The 14,376-nt window shown below is 71.4% G+C and carries 13 protein-coding genes; 2 read left to right on the forward strand and 11 right to left on the reverse strand.

Going from position 1 to position 14,376, the window contains the following annotated elements; genetic code table 11:
* Positions 1 to 170 precede the first annotated feature (170 nt).
* Positions 171 to 563 (reverse strand): DUF5997 family protein, encoded by a 393-nt coding sequence (locus ACZ37P_RS34535; protein ID WP_391161785.1) that lies wholly within the window; start codon positions 561 to 563, stop codon positions 171 to 173.
* Positions 564 to 622: 59 nt separating this feature from the next.
* On the opposite strand from ACZ37P_RS34535, the gene ACZ37P_RS34540 reads away from it, so the two are divergent.
* Positions 623 to 1,429: a LysR substrate-binding domain-containing protein gene (locus ACZ37P_RS34540; RefSeq protein WP_467350370.1), complete on the forward strand. Its 807-nt coding sequence runs from the start codon at positions 623 to 625 to the stop codon at positions 1,427 to 1,429.
* A 115-nt stretch (positions 1,430 to 1,544) separates the two neighbouring features.
* On the opposite strand, the gene ACZ37P_RS34545 is transcribed toward ACZ37P_RS34540, so the two are convergent.
* Positions 1,545 to 2,060, reverse strand: a complete 516-nt coding sequence (locus ACZ37P_RS34545; protein ID WP_467350372.1) for a malectin domain-containing carbohydrate-binding protein — start codon at positions 2,058 to 2,060, stop codon at positions 1,545 to 1,547.
* Positions 2,061 to 2,192: 132 nt separating this feature from the next.
* On the opposite strand from ACZ37P_RS34545, the gene ACZ37P_RS34550 reads away from it, so the two are divergent.
* Positions 2,193 to 2,513 carry a DUF6191 domain-containing protein gene (locus ACZ37P_RS34550; RefSeq protein WP_355348442.1) on the forward strand — a complete coding sequence of 107 codons (321 nt, stop codon included), beginning with the start codon at positions 2,193 to 2,195 and terminating at the stop codon, positions 2,511 to 2,513.
* A gap of 26 nt (positions 2,514 to 2,539) precedes the next feature.
* On the opposite strand, the gene ACZ37P_RS34555 is transcribed toward ACZ37P_RS34550, so the two are convergent.
* The 9 genes from ACZ37P_RS34555 to ACZ37P_RS34595 form a co-directional block, all read right to left on the reverse strand.
* A complete protein-coding gene (locus ACZ37P_RS34555; protein ID WP_355348439.1) occupies positions 2,540 to 3,439 on the reverse strand; it encodes an aldo/keto reductase in 900 nt (299 codons plus the stop codon).
* Between the two features lie 59 nt (positions 3,440 to 3,498).
* The gene (locus tag ACZ37P_RS34560; protein WP_355348436.1) at positions 3,499 to 4,713 is read right to left on the reverse strand and encodes a metal-dependent hydrolase family protein; all 1,215 of its coding nucleotides are present in this window, start codon (positions 4,711 to 4,713) and stop codon (positions 3,499 to 3,501) included.
* A 60-nt stretch (positions 4,714 to 4,773) separates the two neighbouring features.
* Positions 4,774 to 5,760, reverse strand: a complete 987-nt coding sequence (locus ACZ37P_RS34565; protein ID WP_355348433.1) for a succinylglutamate desuccinylase/aspartoacylase family protein — start codon at positions 5,758 to 5,760, stop codon at positions 4,774 to 4,776.
* 101 nt (positions 5,761 to 5,861) lie between these two features.
* Positions 5,862 to 6,641, reverse strand: coding sequence for an IclR family transcriptional regulator (locus ACZ37P_RS34570; protein WP_355348430.1), 780 nt, complete (start codon positions 6,639 to 6,641; stop codon positions 5,862 to 5,864).
* A gap of 62 nt (positions 6,642 to 6,703) precedes the next feature.
* Entirely contained in the window at positions 6,704 to 8,353 is a 1,650-nt protein-coding gene (locus ACZ37P_RS34575; RefSeq protein WP_467350375.1) for a gamma-glutamyltransferase family protein, read from the reverse strand.
* Entirely contained in the window at positions 8,350 to 9,945 is a 1,596-nt protein-coding gene (locus tag ACZ37P_RS34580) for a DUF885 family protein (protein WP_467350376.1), read from the reverse strand. Before ACZ37P_RS34580 ends, ACZ37P_RS34575 begins: the two co-directional genes overlap by 4 nt.
* A gap of 88 nt (positions 9,946 to 10,033) precedes the next feature.
* Entirely contained in the window at positions 10,034 to 11,827 is a 1,794-nt protein-coding gene (locus tag ACZ37P_RS34585; protein ID WP_467350378.1) for an ABC transporter permease, read from the reverse strand.
* Positions 11,828 to 11,945: 118 nt separating this feature from the next.
* Positions 11,946 to 13,127: an ABC transporter substrate-binding protein gene (locus tag ACZ37P_RS34590; RefSeq protein WP_355348418.1), complete on the reverse strand. Its 1,182-nt coding sequence runs from the start codon at positions 13,125 to 13,127 to the stop codon at positions 11,946 to 11,948.
* Positions 13,128 to 13,226: 99 nt separating this feature from the next.
* Entirely contained in the window at positions 13,227 to 14,303 is a 1,077-nt protein-coding gene (locus ACZ37P_RS34595; protein WP_355348415.1) for an ABC transporter ATP-binding protein, read from the reverse strand.
* Between the last annotated feature and the right edge of the window lie 73 nt (positions 14,304 to 14,376).

Below are 14,376 nucleotides of genomic sequence, written 5' to 3' on the forward strand. Positions count from 1 at the left end.
GCGGGGCGGGTGCCGGTGTCTCGGCGTCCGGACGCCGAGGTGTTCGGCGACGCACCGATGATGGACCCCGTTCTTACCACTGGTCAATATGTGGTCAACGAATCCGCGCCGGAGTCAGCGGACAAAGGTCGGGGGACAAAGGTCAGCGGGTACGGGTCAGCGGAAAAAGGTCAGCGGGTACGGGCGGCGCGCTCCGCGTTCTTCTCCTTGATCCGCACCGCTTCCTTGCGGACCTCCGCCTGCACGGCACGCTCCTCGACCAGCCACTGCGGCTGGTCCCGCTTCAGCGCCTCGATCTCCTCGGTGGTGAGCGCCTCGGTCACGCCGCCGCGCGCGAGACCCGCGATGGACACGCCGAGCTTGGACGCGACGACAGGGCGGGGGTGCGGTCCGTTGTGCCGCAGTTCCACCAGCCACTCGGGGGGATCGGCCTGGAGCGCGTTGAGCTCGGTGCGCGAGACGACACCCTCCTGGAACTCGGCGGGTGTGGCCTGGAGGTACACACCCAGCTTCTTCGCCGCTGTCGCGGGCTTCATGGTCTGGGCGGTCTGCTGCGACGTCATGCCGTCAAGGGTAACGAGCGCGTGCGCCGCCTCCGACCACCAGCGGATAACCTGCTGGGGTGACAGGTTCGGAAGTACCTCCTTCGTTCCGGCTCGCATACGTTCCGGGCGTGATGCCGACCAAGTGGGTGCGGATCTGGAGCGAGCGACTGCCGGAGGTCCCGCTCACCCTGGTCCCGGTGCCCGCCGCCGAGGCGTTCGGCGCGCTGCGGGACGGCGGCGGGTCCGGCGCGGACGCCGGATTCGTACGGCTGCCGGTCGACGGCGCGGACCTCAGCGCGATCCCGCTCTACACGGAGACGACGGTGGTCGTCGTCCCCAAGGACCACGCGGTCGCGGCGGTCGACGAGGTGTCGCTGGCCGACCTCGCGGACGACATCGTGCTGCGCCCCCTGGACGACACCCTCACCTGGCAGACGCCACCGGGGCAGCCCGCGAAGGAGCGGCCCGCCACCACGGCGGACGCCGTGGAACTGGTCGCGGCGGGTGTGGGCCTGCTGATCGTCCCCCAGTCGCTCGCGCGGCTGCACCACCGCAGGGACCTCACCTACCGTCCGGTCCCGGACGCGCCCGAGTCCCGCGTCGCCCTGTCCTGGCCGCAGGAGGAGACCACGGAGCTGGTGGAACACCTCATCGGCATCGTGCGCGGTCGCACCGTCAACAGCACGCGCGGCCGGCCGCTCCCGGAGCGGTCCGCACCGGGGGCGCAGGCCGCGAAGGCCAAGGACAAGGCGAAGGACAAACGCCCGGACAAGGTGTCGCAGGCGCGCCGCAAGCCCGCGCCGGGCCGGGGTGCCGGAGGCAAGGGCGGCAAGAGCGGCGGTACGGGCGGCGCGAAGCGCGGCAAGCCCCGCCGCCGCCCGTAGCCGGACCGGGGTCCCGGTCCCGCGTACGGCAGCGCGGTCGGCCGGACCCGCCATCGAGGCACCGCCCGGCCGGCCGACCGCGATCACGTGGACGATGCGTGCCGGAGGCGGGTCGTCAGCTCGCGGGCGTCACGACGATGGCGTTGACCTGGGCCTGGTTGGCGGAGCCGCGGGTGAAGTCGAGGGAGAGAGTGCCAGAGGCGTCCACGGTGACGGGGAAGTCCTTCTCGACGCCGAAGGCTTCCTGGCCGTCCGCGCCCGCCGCCACGGCCGCGCCGATGATGTCGAAGTCGGTCAGGACCTTGGCGCCGTCGATCGTGACGTCGAACTCACGCTGACCGGAGTGGGTGTAGTACCAATCCATGAAGTAGAGACGGACCTGGTAGTCGGCGCCCGGCGTGAGACCGGGGATGCTGTAGGAGGAGTCCCCGACGCGTGAGGTGTTCCAGATGTCGGCGGGGATCGGGTGGGCGACGGTCCGTCCCCAGTTCGGGAAGCTGGGAGCGCCCGCGGGAATGGTGTCGGGCCTGCCGCCGGTGCCGGTGTCCGCGATGAAGTCGCCGCCGCCCGCGCCGCCGAGGTCGATCGACACCCCTGGTGCCACGTCGGCGTGAGCGGTCCCCGCGGTCACGAGACCGCCCAGCACCATGCTCAGAGGGCGCCTCCCGCCGGACCCCTCGCTCGGCCGACGCGGTGGCGCGCGGGCCGGACCGGCCTCTGTCGGCCCATGGATCACCGGCGCCCGGACGGCGATACTGGGGGCATGACGTTCGTCGTTTTCATGACCCTGCCCGGTCTGGTCATCCTGCTGACCCTGGTGGCCTTCGCCGATCAGATGCTCATGCGGGCCGGGCGGGCCGGAATCCTGCCGTGGCGCGGCCCTGGCCGCCAGGGGCAGATCTCGTCCACCGGCTTCGAGATGCTGCACGCGAGCTTCTCGCCGGGCAAGCAGAACGAGTTGAAGGAGCGGCAGTCGGCCCTCGTGCTGCGGGACGACGAGGAGGACGGCGCGCCCGCGAACCGTACGACCGTCGATCTCCAGCGCGGGACCGCGGTCGTACGGATGGCGCGGCCCCGCTCCTGAGGCGCGACCTTCGGAACTCCTCTCGCCTAGGACGGCACGCGGCTCGCGACCGCCGCGTCCAGTCGGCTCACTTCGTCCTCCCCCAGGTGCAGTTCGGCGGCGCGGGCGGAGTCGAGGATCGTCTCGGGGCGGCGGGCGCCCGGTATGGGGATGAGGGCCGGGCTGGTGGACAACAGCCAGGACAGCGCGGTGCGTTGCGGGCTGGCGTCGTGGGCGCGGCCGATCTCGGTGAAGGCGGCGGTGAGTTCGTCGTCCTTCGTGCCGATGGTGCCCAACGGCCGCCAGGCCAGAAAGGCCAGACCGAGTTCCTCCGCGCGACGCAGGACCGCGCGGTGCTGTACGGCGCTGGGTGAGAACTCGTTCTGCACGGCGACGAGGGCGTCACCCAACAGCTCGTGTGCCTGGTCGAGTTCGGCGACGGTGACGTTGGAGACACCGACCGAGGTGACGGTCCCGTCGGCGACCAGCCGGAGCAGCGCCGTCAGTGAGTCGGCGATCGGCACCACCGGGTCGGGGGCGTGCAGGAAGAACAGCTCGATACGGTCCAGGCGGAGCCGGTCGCGGGAGGCGGCGGCCGAGCGGACGAGGTGGTCGGGGCTGCTGTCGGTGAGCCACCGCCCGTCGCCCGGTCTGACCCGGCCCGCCTTCGTCACCACCGTGACTCCGGAGGCGTCGCCGTCCCAGCTCTCCAGCGCGTCGGCGATCAGCGTCTCGTTGTGCCCTACTTCGTCGGCACCTGTGTGGTAGGCGGAGGCGGAGTCGATGAGGGTCACTCCGGCGTCGAGCGCGGTGTGGATCGTCGCCGTGGCGCGGGCGCGGTCCGGGCGCCCTTCGATGGACAGCAGCATGCCGCCAAGGCCGACCGGGAAGACCTTCGAACTCCCGCACGCGCGGGTCGGGTTGGTGAGGTGCGGTGGGTGGTGCATACGGCTCCCTGTCTCGTGTGATGGTGCTGCCGCGTGCGGCGCCGGGGCCCTGGCGGCGCCTAGCGGCGTACCGCGAGGCGGCCCCGTGAGAAGACGGCGGCGACCTCGGCCTCCGGGTCCGCCAGCCGCTCGACGTGGACAGCGGGGTTGTGGCGGGTCAGGACGATGTCGGCGCGGGCGCCGGGCGCGAGCACACCGAGTTCACCGGCCGCGCCGAGCAGCCGGGCGCCGGTGGTGGTGGCGCTGCGCAGCACCGCCCAGCCCGGCTGCACCCTGGCCCGCAGCGCGAACTCCCGCGACTGGTGGACGTGCATCGCGCCGAGCAGGTCGGTGCCGAAGGCGATCGGGGCGTCGGCGGCGTGGGCGTGGGCGAGCGCGGTGAGGCCGCTGTCCCGGACGGCCGCGACCTTGGCGGTGCTCGCGGGCGGAAGCCCGTGGAGCGGACCCTCCTGCGCCAGCACCGTGTACGTCACCAGCGTCGGCACGTAGTACGCGTCGTGCTCGGCGAACAGCCGGGCCTCGTCCGGGCCGATCAGATTGCCGTGCTCGATGGTGCGTACGCCCAGGCGCAGCGCGCGGGCCACCGCCTGCGGGGTGTAGGCGTGCCCGGCGCAGTAGACGCCCGCCCGCGCGGCCTCGTCGACCGCCGCGCGGATCTCGTCCTCGCTGTACTGCGGGGTGTCGATCCGGTCGGTGGGGCTGGAGATCCCGCCGGAGAGCATGAGTTTCACGAACGACGCCCCGGACCGTACGCCTTCGCGTACGGCGGTGCGCAGTGCGTCGGGTCCGTCGACGATCCGGCCGATGCCGGGCACGGCCGGATGGTCGTCGGCGTGGTAACGGCCACGGGGGCGCAGGTCGCCGTGGCCCCCGGTCTGCGACAGCGCCTTGCCGCACACGTACAGCCGGGGTCCTGGCGCCAGCCCCTCGTCCAGGGCGTCGGCCAGCCCGGCGTCGGCGCCGCCCGCGTCCCGGACGGTGGTGAAGCCGCGTTCGAGCATCGCGCGCAGTTCCCGTAGCGCGTGGGCGGTGACGTAGCTGGGCGCCATCCCGGTGTCGGCCCACTCGTCGGCGGTCACCGAGGTGACGTGCACGTGGCAGTCGATGAAGCCGGGGACCGCGTACAGGTCGGTGCCGTCCACGTCGCCGGGCGCGAGTGGGTCGGGGGTGTCGGCCGTGACGGCGGTGATCCGGTCTCCTTCCAGGGTGATCCGCCGGTCCCTGAGGATCTGTTCGCTCTCGGGGTCCACCACGTGGACGTGTCTGATGTCCATGCCGGTACGCCGCTCCTCGTCTCCGCTACACCGGTCGCCCGCTGGCTCGCGCCCCTGCGCTCAGGCGCCGAACAGCTCGTCGACGGTGGTCGTGGTGCCGGCGTTGCCGACCATGAAGCCGTAGTCGCCCGGCGCGGTGCGGGAGTAGCCCTCGCGGCTGAGCACCAGGATGTTGGAGTCGTACGGCGCGACGAGCTGTTCCAGCGTCTCGAAGGTGTACGGGTCCACGACCTCGCCCAGCACCGTGCCGCCCTTGATGACCTCGCCGAGCCGGTCAGGGGTGAAGTGGGAGATCATCGTGCCGCCCTTGGTCGGGCGCAGCGTGACGAGTTCGGTCATCACCGTCTGCTGCTCGACGATCGCCTCGGGGGCGCCTTCCAGCATGCCGATGCCCTTGAGCATGTTGCGGCCCTGGCGTACGGCCTTGTCGAGGAAGGCGTCGGTGAGCTGCCCGCCGCCGCCCAGTTCGCAGACGGTCGAGGAGATGCCGTTCTTGATCGCCCAGGCGTTGGAGGTGCCCTCGTAAGGCTCGTGGTGGTAGAGCAGCGCGGCGCCGAAGGACGTGGCCATCTCCCGGCCGTCGTCCATGATGTAGGAGTACTCGACCGTGGAGTACAGGCCGCTGGAGTGGAAGTCCACGAAGTAGTCGGCCTGGAGCATGATCTCGGCGAGCACGGCGGCCAGTTGCTCGGTGACCGAGCCGTTGCGGTCGCCGGGGAAGATGCGGTTGAGGTTGAGGCCGTCCTGCGGGGTGAAGCGGGACATCGCCGCGTACGCGTACGGGTTGGCCACCGGTACGGCGACGATCGTGCCCGCCAGTTCGGCGGGGTCGACCGACGAGACGAACCTGCGGATCTCCTCGGGTCCCATGGCCTCGTCGCCGTGGACGCCGCCGAAGGCGACCAGGGTGGGCCCCGGCCGGGCGCCGGTCAGGCGGTGGACGGTGAGCGCGAGGTCGTGCCCGTTGTCCACGCGGGTGACGGGGACGGTCTCGACGGTGTGGCCGGGCTGCGCGGCCGGGGTACCGGTGGCTGTGGTGTCGCTCATCCGCTGTGTCTCCTTGCTGATACGGGTACTGATACGGGGATCGGTGCTCGGGTTCTTGTCGTCGCCGGGGCCGGGGACGGTGTCCCCGGCCGCGGCGGGGGTCACCGCATGTCGCCGATCGCGGACGCCTCCTGGCGCAGCGCGGGAACGGCTCCTTCGGCGAGGTCGAGGGTGAAGCGGGCGGCGGGTCCGCTGATGGAGAGTCCGGCGACCGCGACGCCGTCGGGGCCGACGACGGCGGCGGCCCGGCAGCGCAGGCCCACGCTGTAGGTCTCCTCGTCCACGGCGTAGCCGCGCCGCCTGGCCTCCTCCAGCTCCGGCTGCATCTTCTCCAGCGTGGCCTCGGGATCCGCCACGTCGGCGCCGCGCAGCAGCGCGAGCTGCCGGGCGCGGGGCAGCCGGGACATGATGGCCTTGCCGAGCGCGGAGTTGTCGGGCGGTATGAACTCGCCGATGCGGTTCACCGCGCGCAGCGGCTGCTCGGACTCGGTGCGGGCGATGATGAACATGCTGTTCCCCACGATGCGTCCGGCGGTCGTGCTCTCGCCGGTGACGCCGGTGAGCAGCCGGGTGGCCTGCTGGAGGCGGTCGTTGCTGTAGAGGTGTTCGCTGACGGCCGCGGCCATGGCGGCGAGCCGTCGGCCGGGCACGAAGCGGTGCGAGGTGGTCTCGTTGAGGAAGCCCCAGGTGACGAGCTGGGCCGTCAGCCGGGACACGGTGGACAGCGGCGCGTCGGCCGCCGCCGCCAGTTCGGTGAGGGTCAGCGGTGCGCCCTCGGCGACCACGGACTGCTCCAGCAAGTTGAGGATGCGCCCCATGTAGCTGGGTGACTTGGTGTTCTCGCTGGGGGCCGGTACGGGGACTTCGGTGTCCTCTGCCATGGGTACGTGCGTCTCCTGTCGTCCCAAGTCGGTTGCTTTGGGCGGCTGTTCGGGCAGGTCGGTCACCATCCCGTGGCCCGTCCCGGGCGCCGCGGGTCGCAGTATCCGTGGCGGTGGCCGTCCGCGTCGACTTCCACCGCGTGGACGGATCCGAAGTGCCAGAAGTAGGGGGTGGTCAGTCGTACGTCGGCGCCGTAGCGGGTGGCGAGCGCGTCGAGCACCCGCGGGTCGATCCGTGCCTCGACGGTGAACGGCTGGTCGGTCTGGACGCCCTGGAAGCGCGGCGCGTCGATCGACTCGGCCAGGTCGAGGCCGTATCCGAGGTGGTTGGCCAGGACGATCGCGGTGGCGCGCGCGGACAGGCCCGGTGACCCGAGGGCCAGGTGCGGGGTTCCGTCGCGGGCGACCATGGTGGGCGGGAAGGGCGACAGGACGCGCCGCCCGTCGCCGTCGCCGGTGCCGGGGAAGCTGTTGCCGCTGTTGACGTGGACGCCGTCCACGACCAGGCCGGTGCCGAAGGTGGTGCCGTAGACGCTGTGGGTGAGCGACGCCATGTTGCCCGCGCCGTCCACCGCCACGACGTGGTCGGTGTTGTGGGTGTGCGGCGCGCCGGGCGGCCGGACCGTACCGCCGCTCGCGGGCGCCGGGTCGCGTCGGGTGTTGCCGCGGATCAGCGCGGCCAGCGACGCCGTGAAGTCGGGCGAGAGGAGTTCGTCCACCGGGACGTCGAAGGACAGCGGGTCCTTCACGAAGCGCTCGGTGAAGAATTCGGCGAACGCCATGGCGCGTCGCAGCACTTCGAGGGCTTCGGCGTCGCGGGTGTAGTGGCCCAGGGCGGGCAGGTCGAAGTGTTCCAGGATGCCGAGCACGAGGCCGATGAGGACGCCCGCGGACGACGGGGGCGGGGCGCCGACGATCTCGTGGTCCCGGTAGGCGCGCCGCACCGGGCGGCTCGCGCGGGCGGTGTAGTCGTCGAGGTCGCGGGCGGTCACGGTGCCGCCGGTCTCGCGGACCGCGGCCACGAAGCGCGACGCCCACGCGCCGCGGTAGACGTGGTCGGGGCCGTCGGCGGCGATCCGCCGCATCGTCTCGGCCAGTGCCGGGCGGACCAGCCGCTCCCCGACGGGCGGTACGTGGCCGTCGGGCAGGAATTCGGCGCGGCCCGACGGGTGCGCCGCCAACCGGCCCGCGGCGGCCTCGAATGCCTCGCCGTACAGGAAGGAGTACATCGGGAAGCCGGCGGCGGCGACCTCGACGGCGGGTGCGAAGTAGTCGGCCCAGGGGATGCTGCCGTGGCGTTCCATGGCCAGGTGCATGCCCGCGACCGCGCCGGGGACCGCGACGCGGCGGCCGGAGGAGGCGCCGAGGGCGCCGTCCACCGTCACGTAGTGGTCCCAGGTGGCGGAGACCGGCGGGCTGTCGCGGGTGTGGTCGAGTTCGCCGTCGATGTAGTCGTAAGCGCGCCGGGCGGCGTCGTAGTAGAGCACGGACATGCCACCGGCCAGGGTGGTCATCTGCGGTTCGACCACGCCTTGCAGGGGGACGGCCGTGAGCACCGCGTCCATGGCGTTGCCGCCGCGCCGCAGGACGTCGAGCATCGCGTCGGCGACGGCCGGGTGCATGGCGGAGACCATGGCGGTGCCGCCGTGGGCGGAGTCCTTCCGCCCCTGTTCGAGTGCCCGGTCCACGACCGGCCGCTGGCCCGCCGTCATGCCGGTCCGCTCCCCTGGTCCGCCGGTGCGCCAGGACCCGGCTGCGGGAGCGGCGCCGGGCCGATGCCCATCGCGGAGGCCACCAGGCCGACCGGCGGGGAGCCGAAGGCCATCAGCTCACGGTGGAAGCGCGGCAGCGTGAAGCCGCTGCCCCACGCGGTCTTCGCCTGGTCGCGCAGCCGCCGCATGAGGACCTTGCCCCAGGTGTAGCGGATGTAGGTCGGCTCCCACACACCGCGCAGCGCCTCGGCCCGCGCGGCCGGTCCCGCCAGGAACGCCTTGCGTTCGAAGAGGGCGATGGCGTCGTCGAGGGTGAGGGCGCCGGTGTGGATGCCGAGCGCGGCCTGGACGCGGACGACCCGCATCATGGCTTCCTGCGCCATGCCGAACTGGTAGAGGGGGCTGTCGTCCTGGTAGCCCTCCTCCCACATCATCTCCTCGGCGTAGTGCGCCCAGCCCTCGAAGAACAGCTCGGACCAGAGCGTCTTGCGGATCGGCCGGTCGACCTTGCCCATCATCAGGGCGTGGCTGCAGTGGCCGGGCCCGATCTCGTGGACGGCCATCACGGCCATCGCGGGCCGGTTGAACCGGGACAGCCAGGCGCGGTGGTCGTCGAGCGACCAGTGCGGCGAGGGTCCGGTCACGTGGAAGAGCGAGTGGCCGCGCGTCTCCCACGGCGCGGTCCAGCTCACCCGGCCCGCGGCCCAACTCCGCGCGGGCGGGCTGGGTTCGATGACGCACGCCTCGTCGACGACGGGCACCAGTTCGCGCTCGCGCACGAAGCGCGCGGCCAGCGCGACCTGGGCCTGGGTGTCGGCGAGGATGCGCGGGAAGTCGCCGTGATCGGCGCGCACCCGGGCGCTGAGCCGCCGGGTCCTGGCGGCCGGGTCGTCGGCGCCCGCGGGGTCGAGCCGGGCCGCGGCGTCGTCCAGGATGTCGCTCATCCGCGCGTACTCGCTGTCGGCCATGGCGGCCAGTTCGTCCAGGTCCACCGGGACGCGGTCCTCGCAGCCGAGGAGCGCGGTGAGGTCGGCCCTGCCGAGTCCCGCTGCCGGAGCGGCCTCGCGCGCCGCGCGTTCGAGGTGGGCGGTCAGCCGTTCCAGCGCGGCCAGGGCGCGTACGCCGTCCTCGCCGTCGTCGGCGCGGACCTCGGCGGCCATTCCGCGCGCCGCGGGCAGGAACATCCCGGCGACGGAGGACGACAGTTCGTCCAGCGCCTCGATCGCGTTGTCCACGGCGTCCGGCCAGAGCCGCATGTGGCGGCGCCTGGCCCGCACGCGTACGGCGTCGTCGTCGTAGGGCCGGTCGTACGGCGACAGGTCCAGCGCCTCGATGTGGACCCAGGGGTCCCAGCGGTGCTGACGGATACGGCCGAACCGGGTCCGCATCGCGTTCTCGGTGGCGGCGAGCTGTGCTTCGTCGTGCGCGTCGTCCAGCGCGGGACCGCCCAGCGCGGCCAGCGCCGAGGCCACCCCGGCAGGCGACAGGTCGACGATCGTGCCGTCGTACTCGTCGTGCAGTCCTGAGTATTCGCGCAGGTAGGCGGCATCCAGGTCGCAGACGTGGCGCAGCCGTGGGAACAGCTCAGCCATCGGGGGTCTCCTTGGTCGTACGAAGGCGGGTGGTGTGCGGGTACGCGGACGCGGGTGCGGCGTGGCCCGATGCGGTGGTGGCGGTCGGTCACAGCTCCAGTCGTCGGCCGCGCTGGACGACACGCAGGAGCAGGGCGCCGAGTCCGACGACGAGCACCGACAGCGCGGTCATGATCGTGGACAGGGCCGCGGGGGTCGGGTCCTGGTAGTTGTTGAGGTAGCCGTACATCCACACCGGCAGGGTCTGCTGGTCGGAGGTGAGCAGGAAGATCGACAGGTCGATCTCGTTGAAGCTGACGAGGAAGGCGAAGACGCCGCTGATGAGCAGGGCGGGCGCGATCTGCTGCAGCGTCGTGCGCAGGAAGGCGCGCAGCGGCGAGGCGCCGAGGTCGATCGCCGCGTAGTCCAGGGTGCGGTCGGCCCGGGTCAGGGCGGCGGACAGCAGCACGATCACGAACGGCACGGTCGCCACGGTGTGGGCGAGGACCACCGCCCACCTGCCGGAGGGCAGACCAGCCCGGGCGAGCAGCATGAACACGGCGAAGCCGAAGGCGATCTTGGGCACCACGACGGGTGAGAAGAGCGCCGACTGCACCACCCCGCTGCCCCGGAAGCGGTAGCGGACCAGGGCGACCGCGCCGGCGGAGCCGAGCAGGACGGCGAGCACCGCGACCAGCGCCCCGATCCACAGGCTGCCGACGAAGGCGTCCATGACGCCGTCCTGGTGGTAGAGGTTGGTGTACCAGCGGGTGGAGAAGCCGGGCGGCGGCCATACCCCGTAGGAGACCGACGACAGCGAGCTGATCACGACGATCGCGGCGGGCACGAGCTGGAAGGCGTACAGCACGGCCATCCACACGCCGAGCCCGCGGATGCCGCGGGGCGGCGAGGGGCTGATGGTGACTCCGCCCTGGTCGGCCTCGGCGAACCGGCGCTGGAGGAGGACGAACGCTCCGGTGGAGACCAGCGCGAGGATCAGCAGCACCAGGGCGCAGACGGAGGCGCCCGGATAGTCCGTGGTGCCGACCAGGGAGTAGATGCTGGTGGACAGGGTCGCGACCCGCCCGCCGCCGAGGAGGCTGGGGGCGGTGAAGCTGGAGATGGTCAGGGCGAAGGTGAGCTGGCATCCGGCGATCAGGCCCGGCGCGCTCAGCGGCAGGGTGATCGAGCGGAAGGTGCGCCAGCGGGAGGCGCCGAAGTCGTCGGCCGCGTCGGCGAGGGTGCCGTCGATCTGCCGGAAGGTGCTGCTGATCGGCAGGACCATCAGCGGCAGCAGGGTGTGCACGAGGGCGATGACGACGGCGCTGCGCTCGTAGAGCAGATGGACGGGGCCGATGCCGAACAGGCCGAGCGCGGAGTTGAGGAAACCCTCCTGGCCGAGCAGCAGTTGCCAGGCGTAGACGCTGGCGATGCCGGAGAAGACCAGCGAGGAGAAGACCACCGCGTATCCGGCGTTGCGCCAGCCGGTCCGCTTGGTGTGGTGCAGTGCCAGGGCGGTGAGGTAGCCGACGACCGCGGTGATCGCGGTGACCAGCAGACCGACGAGTACGGTCTGCCAGATCACCGACCAGTAGTAGGAGCTGGTGAGGACTTTCGTCCATGTGGCCAGGGTGTTGGTGGTGTTGACGCCACCGGGTTGGTACTTCTGCAGGGAGTACTCGACGAGCGACTCCATGGCGAAGGCGAACACCGCGAGCAGCAGCACGATGCTGGGCGCGAGCAGGAGCAGTGCGGTGCGCCGGTCGCGGCCCTTGCCGGTGAAGGCTTTGGGCTGCGCTCGGCGGGGTCCCGGCTTCTCCGGGGCCGGGCGCTCCGCCGTGGCCGTCGCCGCCCCGCTCACCGGGGCGGCTTCTCGTATGCCGCCTGGAGGGTTGTCCGCCATCGTGCAGGTCCTTCCGGTCGTGGGGTGGACGTCGTCGGGGCTGAGCCGTGAGAACCGGGCTGTCGGAACCGGTCCGTGAGGGCTGAGCCGTAAGAACTGAGTCGTACGAACGGGGCCGTCAGATCTTGGAGACGACTTCCTCGTTCCACCGCGCGGTCCAGGCGGCCATGTTCTTGCCGACGGTGTCCCAGTCGACGTCCACGAACTTCTGGTCGGCGCCGGCGGCGATGGCCGGGATGGCCTGGAGCTTCGGGGTCAGCTTGGAGGTGCTGGAGGCGGGGATCTCGACCGAGGTGTCCACCCAGCGCTGGTTCCACTTGGGCTGGAGCATCTCGTTGACGATGTCGTAGCAGACTTCGAGCTGGTCGTCGGAGGAGCCGGAGTTGATGTTGACGCCGACCGGGTCGAAGAAGGCGCCCTCGGTGGGGCGGCTGAAGCCCAGCGGCGCGCCCTGGGCGTGCCACGCCGTCGAGGTGCCCAGGTAGTGCGAGGTCAGCGGGGCCTCGCTGGTGGAGAGCACGTTGAGGAACTGGGGGTTGGCCGTCACGATCGTGCGGATGTTCTTGGCGTGCTCGATCCACAGCTTGAAGCCGGGGTCCATGTTGTCCCAGCCGCCGCCGTTGAGCTTGGCGGCCATGCCGATGGCCCACCAGGGGATGGTGAAGAAACAGAGCTTTCCGCGCTGGTCGGGCGACCACAGGTCGGTCCAGGACGCGAAGCCCTTGGGGTAGGTCTTGGTGTTGTAGACCAGCCCCATCTGGTCGGCGCCGAACACCACACCGCAGTGGTCGCGCTCGACGAACTGGGCGTGCAGTTGCGAGGTGTTGGGGATCTTGCTGTAGTCCAGCTTGAGGTACATACCGGTGGCCTTGCCGGTGGCCGTCGCGCCGCCGTTGGAGAAGACCAGGTTGTTCAGCGGCTTGTGCGGGTTTGCCTGGTAGGCGGCGGTCTGCTTGGCGAGGTTGAGCGTGTCGTCGATCTTGATCTGCACGTTGGGGTGCTTGTCCTGGTACTCCTTGGCGAACTCCCTGGGCATGAGGCCGAGATCGGCGCCCGCGAAGGGGGTCATGGTGATGGTGAGCTTCTTGCCCGCTCCCTTGCCCGCGCCCGAACTCGCCGACGTGCCGGGCTGCTTGTTCGAGGCGCAGGCGGCCAGGAACAGTCCGGCCGCCACCGCGCCGCCGCCGGTCAGCAGCGAGCGCCGCGACACCGGGGTACGGCCGGTGCCTTCGCCTGCGGGCGACGCGGCTCCGGCCGCCGCCGCCTTGTCCCCGTTCGATCTGCCCGTGTTGCTGTGCATGGTCTCTCCCTGGGTGGTCACAGCACTTCTGGTGGTGGGCCCGCGCTCGGCCGGGACTGTCGCGCGGACAGGCCCGGTGGCCCGTCGCGCGGACGAGTCCTAGGAGTCGGCGCCGAGCATGACGGCGGCGTCGGACGGCCAGCCGATCTCGACCTCGTCCCCCGTGGCGATCCCCCGTGCGTCCTTGGCGGGGAGTTGTACGACCAGTTCCTGCCTGGAGTCGGCCACGGCCACCTGGAAGCGGATGCTGGCTCCCTGGAAGGTCAGGTCCGTGACGCGGGCGGTGAAGCGGTTGTCGAAGTCGCTGGTCAGCCGGGGCCGCATGGCGATGGCCTCGGGCCGGACCGACAGCGCCGTGCCGGGCCCCGGCGTGCGGCAGGTGAAGCCGTCCGCGCGCAGCACCCGGTCGGCGACGGCGCCGCGGATGATGTTGGTGTCGCCGAGGAACGTGGCGACGAATTCGGTGGCGGGGCGGTCGTAGAGCTCGTCGGGCCGCCCGACCTGCTCCACACGGCCCTGGTTCATCAGGGCGATCCGGTCGGAGATGGTGAACGCCTCGGTCTGGTCGTGGGTGACGAAGACGAAGGTGGTCCCTGACTCCTGCTGGATCTGCTTCAGGGCGCGCTGCATCTGCACCCGCAGCCGCAGGTCCAGCGCGCCCAGGGGTTCGTCGAGCAGCAGTACGGCGGGCTTGTTGGCCAGGGCGCGGGCGATCGCCACCCGCTGCTGCTGGCCGCCGGACAACTGGGCGGGCTTGCGGTTGGCGTAACCCGCGAGGTCGACCAGGTCCAGCATGTCGGTGACGGTCGACCGGATCTCCGCCCGTGACTGGCGGCGTATCTTCGGACCGAAAGCGATGTTTTCGGCCACGGTGAGGTGCGGGAAGAGCGCCAGTCTCTGGAAGATCAGGTTGGTCGGCCGCTTGTTGGGCGGCACTCCGGTCATGTCCTTGCCCGCGATGGCGACGGTGCCTTCCGTGGGCTGTTCGAGACCGGCGAGTATCCGCAGCGTGGTGGACTTGCCGCATCCCGACGGTCCCAGGAGCGAGAAGAACTCGCCTCGCCTGACACCGAGGTTCATGCTGGTCACCGCGGTCTCGCCGCCGGGGTAGGTCTTGCTGACATTGGTCAATCGGGCGTCGAGGGCCGACGGATCGTCCGGGTTCACAGCGTTCACCTGAACTTCCATTCATTGGAACTTGGCTTCCACTGGGGTGAGCAGGACGCTAAGTGAGCGACAAGGGTGCGGT

The organism is Streptomyces sp. NPDC024632, from assembly GCF_055559175.1.

What these genes read in the sequence shown, in the direction of transcription:
- ACZ37P_RS34535 (WP_391161785.1), bottom strand. Translation starts at nt 563, where the DNA reads ATGACGTCGCAGCAGACCGCCCAGACCATGAAGCCCGCGACAGCGGCG.
- ACZ37P_RS34550 (WP_355348442.1), top strand. Translation starts at nt 2,193, where the DNA reads ATGACGTTCGTCGTTTTCATGACCCTGCCCGGTCTGGTCATCCTGCTG.
- ACZ37P_RS34555 (WP_355348439.1), bottom strand. Translation starts at nt 3,439, where the DNA reads ATGCACCACCCACCGCACCTCACCAACCCGACCCGCGCGTGCGGGAGT.
- ACZ37P_RS34560 (WP_355348436.1), bottom strand. Translation starts at nt 4,713, where the DNA reads ATGGACATCAGACACGTCCACGTGGTGGACCCCGAGAGCGAACAGATC.
- ACZ37P_RS34565 (WP_355348433.1), bottom strand. Translation starts at nt 5,760, where the DNA reads ATGAGCGACACCACAGCCACCGGTACCCCGGCCGCGCAGCCCGGCCAC.
- ACZ37P_RS34570 (WP_355348430.1), bottom strand. Translation starts at nt 6,641, where the DNA reads ATGGCAGAGGACACCGAAGTCCCCGTACCGGCCCCCAGCGAGAACACC.
- ACZ37P_RS34575 (WP_467350375.1), bottom strand. Translation starts at nt 8,353, where the DNA reads ATGACGGCGGGCCAGCGGCCGGTCGTGGACCGGGCACTCGAACAGGGG.
- ACZ37P_RS34580 (WP_467350376.1), bottom strand. Translation starts at nt 9,945, where the DNA reads ATGGCTGAGCTGTTCCCACGGCTGCGCCACGTCTGCGACCTGGATGCC.
- ACZ37P_RS34585 (WP_467350378.1), bottom strand. Translation starts at nt 11,827, where the DNA reads ATGGCGGACAACCCTCCAGGCGGCATACGAGAAGCCGCCCCGGTGAGC.
- ACZ37P_RS34590 (WP_355348418.1), bottom strand. Translation starts at nt 13,127, where the DNA reads ATGCACAGCAACACGGGCAGATCGAACGGGGACAAGGCGGCGGCGGCC.